The sequence below is a fragment of the Nostoc sp. NMS4 genome (genome assembly GCF_017115095.1).
GTDB lineage: Bacteria > Cyanobacteriota > Cyanobacteriia > Cyanobacteriales > Nostocaceae > Nostoc.
The window spans coordinates 1-7,843 of the sequence record NZ_JABXKI010000147.1; the positions used below are offsets into that span (position 1 = coordinate 1).

Sequence of the window (7,843 nt, forward strand, 5' to 3'; positions counted from 1 at the left end):
ACTGGATCGATACCTTGATATGGGTACTGTTCCCACAAACCGCCGCAACCTTCTTTATGAGTTCCGAGATGGGCATATTTGGGAGTCAAGCCCCGCTCTAGTAGCCAAGAACCAAAACGACTGCCTAAGCCAGTGCGACGGTTGAAGGCTTCTACTACAAGCACAAAAGGAGTGTTACCAACTTTGGTAATTATTTCTTCATCAATGGTGTTTAAAGTTGCTTTGTTAATCAAACCAACGTCTAGACCTTCTTGTTTAAGACGCTCTACAGCATCCAAGGAACGGTAGAGAGCATCGCCAAAACTGATGATGTAGCCTTGCGTCCCTTCTCGGATAATCTCATCTTTACCGGGAACAAATTTGTAACCACTTCCAAAGAAGTCATTGCCGTTGCTGTCCTTAATGTTGGGCACTTTGGAACGGGTGGAGAAAATAAACCGCAGTCCAGGCTCAAAGAACACAGCTTCTACACAAGCTGTCATTTGATTAACATCTGCTGGGAAGTATAACTGTGTTTGGTAGCCATCATCCAAGCCATTGTCGGCAAACATATTGTTCAAACCGAAGTGGCAGGTGTTATCTGCCATATCATCTATACCGGCATGGGAAAAGTGACACAGAACATTGGAATAGTTCAACCGTGCCATTGTAATTTCTGAGATACACATTTCTAAAAAGGCGCTGAAGGTCGCAAAAATACCTTGTTTACCCTTCTCCATCCCAAATCCAGCCGCAGCAGAAAAGTTACCCCGCTCCATGATGCCAGAGGAAATAAATATTTCTGGGTATGTATCGTGAATTTTCTTCAAACCGCAGGAGCCTTCTAAGTCACTATCAATGACCTTAATTTTTTCTTTGCGCTCCGCCTCACTCATGCGACTGAGAACACCCACCACGGCTTCACCAAAGACATTACGGTTAGCGCCCCATTTGTCACTAGAACCCAGGAATGTATATGTTTGCTTGGGTTTCTCTATACTTTTAAGGTATTCGATCGCGGCAGTTTGTCCACGAGATTCTAGATACTTAATTGCTAAATCTACAGAAATGACATCATGGCCATGAGTAGAACCTTCTAAACCTTCAATACCAGGACACATCGGGCGTTTATTGATAATAGCGATCGCTCCGGGAGTATTCACAGCTTCACAAAGGCGACGGTATAAATCGTCTAAGTCTTCGCCGTCTCCCTGAAGAACCTTTAACCCGTGGCCTTCTAAGGTTTTGGCGACAGTGAAACCAGGTAAATATTTTGAAGGATGTCCAGCGATCGTTACATCATTGTCATCAATAATCAGCTTGACGTTGAGATGTTGAGCAACAGCCAAGCGAGCAGCTTCAGCATCGTTACCTTCTTGCTGCGATCCATCAGAACCGAGACAGAAAACAACTTTGCCTGGATTCGCCATTGCAACACCATTGATGTAAGGCCAAACATGGCCCAAGCGGCCAGAACTAAATTTCACACCAGGAGTTAGCCCTAGTTCCGGGTGTCCCGGTAAATGGGAATGTGCTTGGCGATAATGTAAAAGTTGTTCGGCAGGTAAGTCACCATGTAACGTTGCCATTAGATATTGGGTGGCGACTCGATGCCCTGCTTCATCAAAGAAAATCGGCACAAATTGCTCCAATGCTCCCCGAAAAAAGGCATCCAGGATCATCACCTCTGGCACTGTATCATAAGGCCCACCAGTATGGCCACCCACTCCACTAGCAGCGCCAGTGGCTGTAAAAAAGACGATCGCATCTCGGCAAAGTTGAATATTCGCTTTGAGAGTCTCTCGCTGTTGGGCAGTGAGGCTGGAATTTGCTGGATTGAGCGCTAAAGGTTTATAAGCACCGAGATCGATTGGAAATTGGGTATTCATAATAGTCATGGTTTATTGATTGAATAAAAACAATTTCAACAGACGCGCACTACAAAAAAAGTTGTTAAAAGGCATTGGGCAACCACTTAGAACCTTACGGTTTCATCAAATGCCAAAATCAATACATTCACTTGTGCATGAATGTGCTTGAATTCAATTTAAGTTACGGATTACCGTACAAAGAATTTCATATCAATAAGTATAAACTCACAAACGTGCAATTTCAAGCTCAAAAACGCATTTTCAGGAAAATTAATTATGCTAACTGCTGAACGACGACAATTCATCTTAGAAATTCTGCGGCGTGATAAAAAGGTACTTTCGACAGAACTTAGTGCTGTTCTCAAAGTTTCTGAGGATACGATTCGCCGGGACTTGCGAGAATTGGCAGAAACGGGACTATTACAACGGGTTCATGGGGGAGCGCTGCTTAAATCTCCAGCCACCGCCAGTTATGCCGATCGCCAAAAGCAAGCGCCAAAAGAAAAGGAAGCGATCGCTCGGACAGCAGCAAAATTAGTTTGTACAGGACAGGTGGTAATTTTAGATGGAGGTACAACAACTCTCCAAGTAACCCGTCATTTGCCCCTAGATTTGCACGCAACAGTGATCACAAATAGTCCGCCAATAGCAGTTGCTTTAGCAGAACATCCCCATATAGACGTTGTGATGTTAGGTGGACAACTCTACAAAAAAGCCTTAGTTAACGTGGGTACTGTCACAATTGAGACATTAAGGATGATTCGTGCAGATTTGTGCATGTTGGGAGTTTGCAGTTTACATCCAGAAGTTGGGATTAGTGTACCTAACCTAGACGAAGCCCATGTCAAACGAGCCATGATTGCTGGATCGGCTGAGGTAGTAGGATTAGTGACAGCAGAAAAATTAGATACAGCTGCTCCTTATCTAGTGGAGTCTATTCATGCCCTGACTTACTTAGTAACAGCACCGACAGTATCTAATAATATGCTGAGTGCTTACAAAGCTTTAGGTTTGACCATTATACGTGATGAGTACGAATGATCTGACGCTGGAGATTGGGGACTGGGGACTGGGGACTGGGAACTGGGGACTGGGGAGACAAGGGAGACAAGGGGGACAAGGGGGAATTCTTGAACAAGTCTCTCCCTTGTCTCCCCCCTCTTCCTTGTCTACCTTGTCTCTTCTCCATGCCCAATGCCCAAATCAAAATCTATCCGTTTCTTGAGGTGTTCCAACTGCTCCCGGTTGAGCGGTGAAGAAGTTTTGAGCAGCTTCATTCTGATATATACACCTAATATCAGGTTGGCCACTGTCCAAGTTACCTGTGAAACCAAAGGTATTCAGGCGATTTTTGCACTCATTTACCTGATCGGATGTCACCAATTTACGTTGCTCTAAAAGCGCCCAGTTATTTTGTCGGATCACGCATCCAGGACGCATACTAGGCTGGGCAACATAGACATTGAAGGGGTTAAGAGTGACGAACAGTCTAGCGTCCATCACCATTGCGCTGGCTCCGTACTGCACACAAATTTCCGGGTTTGGTGCTTTGGTGTCTATAAATTCACGGGAAGCTACATTTGATGGGGCTAATGTGGTTGTAGAACTAAAAGCAATGCCAATCCCAATTCCCAAAATTAACACCCCTCCCATAATTGCGATGGTGGTGAAGTTAAATAGAGGGGATTGGAAAATAGAGGGTTTAGAAGTAGTAGCCGATCTACCAGTAGATTTACGTTTCATTGTTGCTTAGTCACCTTCACGCCGATTTGGGAGGGAGTAGTCTAAAGTTTTTTCTCCCTCTTTCAGTATGCCTATTCTTGCCTATAATTGCCTGTGAGTTTCTCTGCAATATTCTTGTTAAATGAGAAAAATACGAGTTTATCTAGATATTTGGACAAGAAAATTTTAATTTAATCTAGTACACTGTGGCGAAAGTTTGCCTACCTGATACAAGTTTCTCAAGACTTGTCTGGCTAATTGAAATAATAGCTTTTTAATCCTGAATTCTGAATTCTGAATTCTGCTGTAATTTTCAATTTTTAGGATGAGATATTTTTGTTACCCCTAGCAATTGATGTGTAAAACAATGTAAATTAACACTTAATGAAATTTTAACAAGTAATTGAAAGCACGTGATATCTCAAAGAGCGCTACCTTCGGGCAAGAGGTTCAAAACTTCGCAACTTCAAATCTTCCTAGCTGATAGTCTGACTATTTTTTGGGGAGATTGGTTAGATTTACGCGCGCGGATTCTACCAGTTGCGGCATCAGGTTTAATATCCCCATTGATATATATTTTAGCTTTTGGCTTGGGTTTGGGTAGTTCCATCAAACCTGGTTCAGGAATTAGTGGTAATTATGATAACTATTTGGAATTTATATTACCGGGAATGGTGGCGCTGTCGTCGATGACGGTTAGCTTTGCGGGAACGACATTTTCAATTTGTGGAGACAGACTATTTACCAAAACCTTTGAGGAATTGTTGTTAACGCCTATACATCCCTTAGCGTTGTACATCGGTAAAATGCTGGCGGGAGTTGTGCGGGGTTTGATGACTTCAGGTTCCGTGATTTTGGTGGCGCTGCTGTTGACTGGAAACTGGAATTTTCTCAACCCACTATTTTTACTGTTGGTGGCGCTGAATTGTGCGGTATTTGCTGGATTGGGGGTGATTGTAGGGTTGAGTGTGCGATCGCTCGAATCAGTTGGACTTTACAATAATTTTATCATTATCCCCATGTCCTTCTTAGGAGCGACCTTCTTTGACCCTGCGACATTACCAGCGGCTCTCAAAGTTGTAGTTTACTTGCTGCCACTAACTTACGCCAGTATTGGATTACGTGCAGTTGCTCATTTACCCTTGTCTCAGTTTCCTTGGTACAGTATACCGGTTTTGCTAGTGGTTGCGATCGCACTTTCTCTCTGGGGTGGGTATAAATTTGCTCATCAACAAGATTAAAGTAATTCGTAAGGAGTCAGGGTAATTACTTATGCTTCACATATTGTCTAATCTGTCAATGCATAAGTTGTAATTTGGATTTTTTATAAAGATTGCGTGAAATTACTAGTTATCATGATAAAGCATTACAAGAATTGCTTTATAAATCAACCTATGAGTAGATATCAACTCAGTGAGCAAGCACAAATTAACCACTATTTACCTAGCAGATAGATAGCGGTTGAAAAGTGAGTTTTTGCTGTTTGATTTAAACCATGCGGTGTAGCATTCTGTGAATCAATATCCAAAGGACACAAGTATGATTAAAATTGTCACAAAAATAGCCTTGTCTGTTCTCGGAACAGCAGGAATTAGTTTTTTGTCTTGGACACCAGCAAAAGCCGTCATCTTTGTAGAACCCATTGTGACGACTAAAAATCAAGATGTACTCGACGCAAAAAAACCAAGAACCCTTAAAGACTATCTACCAGGGCAAGTAATAGAATATGGTGTTCCAGATGTAGCTAATAACTTTCTAAATGCCACTGGTAACGATATAAACAGCTTGGTATTTGATTTAAAAACGCTGTCCTATAGTAATCAGAATTCTACTCCAGCATTTAATAATGAACCAGTGCAGTGGGGAGATGTTAATGGAGATGGCAAGATTGGTAACTCTGTTAACCCCGATTTAAAGGATATTTTTAAAGACATTACCATTGCTGGTAGTACTATCACTTTTAGTGGTGGCGTTATCCCAAACGGAACTCTGTTTTACAATCCATTCGCCACCCTGCCTAATCTAGCCCCAGGTGCTGGAATCATTCCACCAATTCCAGCAGAGCAAGAAGATAAAGATGGGCCGATCAGAGTGGCTGCTTTTTACACCGCCGTTCCTGAATCAACGAACGTTTTGGGTGTACTAGTCTTTGGCGCTTTAGGTGTAGCTTTAAAATTAAAGCGATCGCTCTGTTAAGGGGAGCGGGGGAGCAGGGGAGAAGTTGCAGTAAGTTTTTTCCCAATGCCCAATGCCCATGCCCTTATTCTGTAATTAACTCCCGATACACTGTCATTGTTTCCTGATGGACGCGGGCAACACTTAGCCTTTCTAGGTTTTTCTTTGCCCGTTGTTTCCACTCTTGCAGCATCTCGGCATTACTCAGTAATTGTACTAAAACCCCAGCTAAAGCATGACTATCTTTTACTGGTACTAAAAGACCTGCTCGCCCGTTGTCTAAAGCTTCAGGAATCCCGTCTACTTGAGTTCCAACGATCGCAGTTCCAATTTCCCTAGCTTCCGAAAGTACCAGAGGACAAGGGTCACGGTGGGAAGCTAGCACAAATATGTCACAAGATATCAGATAGCGTTGAGGTTCCGGTTGAAAGCCTTCAAAATGAATGCGTTCTTTTACAGAAGTTGCCCGTGCCTGTGCCTCAAATAGCTGTTTATCAGGGCCATTTCCTACCAAATAAAGATGGGCTTGAGGGAAATCTGAGGCAATTTGTTCAAAAGCAGCGATTAACTCAGCAATTCCCTTGCGCTGATACATCCCGGCTACGGTGGCGATCGCTGGATGTTGTAATGGTAAAGGTAGATAATCTTGTATCTGTCTAGTGCGGGGACTGCCTAAAGTTCCGTTACATACCACCCGCAATTTGTTTTCTGGAATACCACGCCTAATCATAGAATCTCCCACAGCTTTACTGACAGCAATTACCCTGTCAGCTAAACCCATCAATAGGCTGGCACGCTGGAATTCGTTGTGGACTGTAGAAACTAAAGCATATTTGTTTCCTTTAAAAATACGTGCTAATATTATCCCCGTCATCATGTGGGCATGAACAATATCCGGTTGAAATTCAGCTGCGATCGCTCGGTAACGCATAGCTGCTTTAATCGTATTTATCGGTTTTCTGCTTTGGTCTAATTGGTAATGTTTGACACCAAAAATATCTAGTAAAGCCTCGTATTCACCACCCCCAGAAACAACCGCCACCTCATAACCAGATTTTGCCTGTAGACAAGCCAGATCCACAGCCACATTCACAATACCGTTACCTATTTCTTGAACGTGATTCAAAATATGTATGATTCGCATAATCTTTGAAATGTGTATAAAAAATAAAGATAAGTAACTGAGTATAAATCAACATAATTAGTGACAACTCAAAAATAGTCAGTAGTGCGTAAAATTAACCACTTTCTACTGATTAAGAGTGCTTCTAAACAATTACTTAGCTTAAAGACTTATTCAGTAACGGCAGGGTAAATCGGGGTAAAACTCCAAAATTCTGAAGACTAAATTTGCTATTTCAAGTTTTCTACTTCTAAATACTCTGGTATCGAACTCTAGTTCAGCACAGCAGACATATAAATACCAATAAATTTTCTGTAGAGACGGCGATTTATCGCGTCTCTCCAACCTAAGCCAAGCATAGCGTCCTTGTTTCAATCCCGTGTTTTGCTTTCTTGGTAACTCAGCAGTTCATTTATAGGCACTTCTGAAATAATGCTTTACAAAAATAGCAATTTGCCTGATGATAAAAAAGGAAATTAATGGTAACAAATAATTCATTATTACTGTTAATAATTGTGTGAAAACCCTGTAATGACAAAGCTTCAGTCAGGTTGAACTCATAACCTTAGTTTAAGGTAACAAAATGGCAACGTTACATACTCCACACTTCCAATTAAATTCCGTAATTACCACGTCATATACACATAACCTAGTCTTCATCGACACGGCAGTTGAAGACTATCAGAGTTTAATTAACGGTGTTATCCCCAACACCGAAGTATTCGTTATTGACCCGATACAAAACGGTATTAAGCAAATTACGGAGATTTTGGCAACTCGCGCTAACCAGAATCTTAGCAACATTCATATTGTTTGCCACGGTGCCCCCGGTAGCTTGCAACTGGGCAATACTCACTTAGAACTCGATACCCTCGAATCCCATAGCCAGCAACTGCAACAATGGCAGAAGATGTTTTCGGTTTTGGGATGAGAGTGGCTTTAGTTTACGTGTAATTCGCCGTAAGAATTGGGG

At 42.2% G+C, this 7,843-nt stretch carries 7 protein-coding genes; 4 read left to right on the top strand and 3 right to left on the bottom strand.

Annotated elements, in window-relative coordinates; genetic code table 11:
- The coding region (locus HWQ37_RS12305; protein WP_292747576.1) for a transketolase C-terminal domain-containing protein at window positions 1-1,877 on the bottom strand (1,877 nt) is incomplete at its 3' end.
- A 249-nt stretch (window positions 1,878-2,126) separates the two neighbouring features.
- Here HWQ37_RS12305 and HWQ37_RS12310 point away from each other — a divergent pair.
- Entirely contained in the window at window positions 2,127-2,891 is a 765-nt protein-coding gene (locus HWQ37_RS12310) for a DeoR/GlpR family DNA-binding transcription regulator (protein WP_292747579.1), read from the top strand.
- Window positions 2,892-3,053: 162 nt separating this feature from the next.
- On the opposite strand, the gene HWQ37_RS12315 is transcribed toward HWQ37_RS12310, so the two are convergent.
- Entirely contained in the window at window positions 3,054-3,593 is a 540-nt protein-coding gene (locus HWQ37_RS12315) for a DUF3172 domain-containing protein (protein ID WP_292747583.1), read from the bottom strand.
- A 392-nt stretch (window positions 3,594-3,985) separates the two neighbouring features.
- Between HWQ37_RS12315 and HWQ37_RS12320 the strand changes: the two genes are divergently transcribed.
- Together HWQ37_RS12320 and HWQ37_RS12325 are read left to right on the top strand one after the other, a co-directional pair.
- Window positions 3,986-4,813, top strand: a complete 828-nt coding sequence (locus HWQ37_RS12320) for an ABC transporter permease (protein ID WP_292747586.1) — start codon at window positions 3,986-3,988, stop codon at window positions 4,811-4,813.
- Between the two features lie 298 nt (window positions 4,814-5,111).
- Entirely contained in the window at window positions 5,112-5,768 is a 657-nt protein-coding gene (locus HWQ37_RS12325) for a hypothetical protein (RefSeq protein WP_292747589.1), read from the top strand.
- A 64-nt stretch (window positions 5,769-5,832) separates the two neighbouring features.
- Here HWQ37_RS12325 and HWQ37_RS12330 read toward each other — a convergent pair whose 3' ends face one another.
- On the bottom strand, window positions 5,833-6,891 hold the full coding sequence (locus tag HWQ37_RS12330) for a glycosyltransferase (RefSeq protein ID WP_292747592.1): 1,059 nt from the start codon (window positions 6,889-6,891) through the stop codon (window positions 5,833-5,835).
- Between the two features lie 562 nt (window positions 6,892-7,453).
- Between HWQ37_RS12330 and HWQ37_RS12335 the strand changes: the two genes are divergently transcribed.
- On the top strand, window positions 7,454-7,801 hold the full coding sequence (locus HWQ37_RS12335; RefSeq protein WP_292747595.1) for a DUF4347 domain-containing protein: 348 nt from the start codon (window positions 7,454-7,456) through the stop codon (window positions 7,799-7,801).
- Window positions 7,802-7,843 lie beyond the last annotated feature (42 nt).

What these genes read in the sequence shown, in the direction of transcription:
- HWQ37_RS12325 (WP_292747589.1), top strand. Translation starts at nt 5,112, where the DNA reads ATGATTAAAATTGTCACAAAAATAGCCTTGTCTGTTCTCGGAACAGCA.
- HWQ37_RS12335 (WP_292747595.1), top strand. Translation starts at nt 7,454, where the DNA reads ATGGCAACGTTACATACTCCACACTTCCAATTAAATTCCGTAATTACC.
- HWQ37_RS12330 (WP_292747592.1), bottom strand. Translation starts at nt 6,891, where the DNA reads ATGCGAATCATACATATTTTGAATCACGTTCAAGAAATAGGTAACGGT.
- HWQ37_RS12315 (WP_292747583.1), bottom strand. Translation starts at nt 3,593, where the DNA reads ATGAAACGTAAATCTACTGGTAGATCGGCTACTACTTCTAAACCCTCT.
- HWQ37_RS12310 (WP_292747579.1), top strand. Translation starts at nt 2,127, where the DNA reads ATGCTAACTGCTGAACGACGACAATTCATCTTAGAAATTCTGCGGCGT.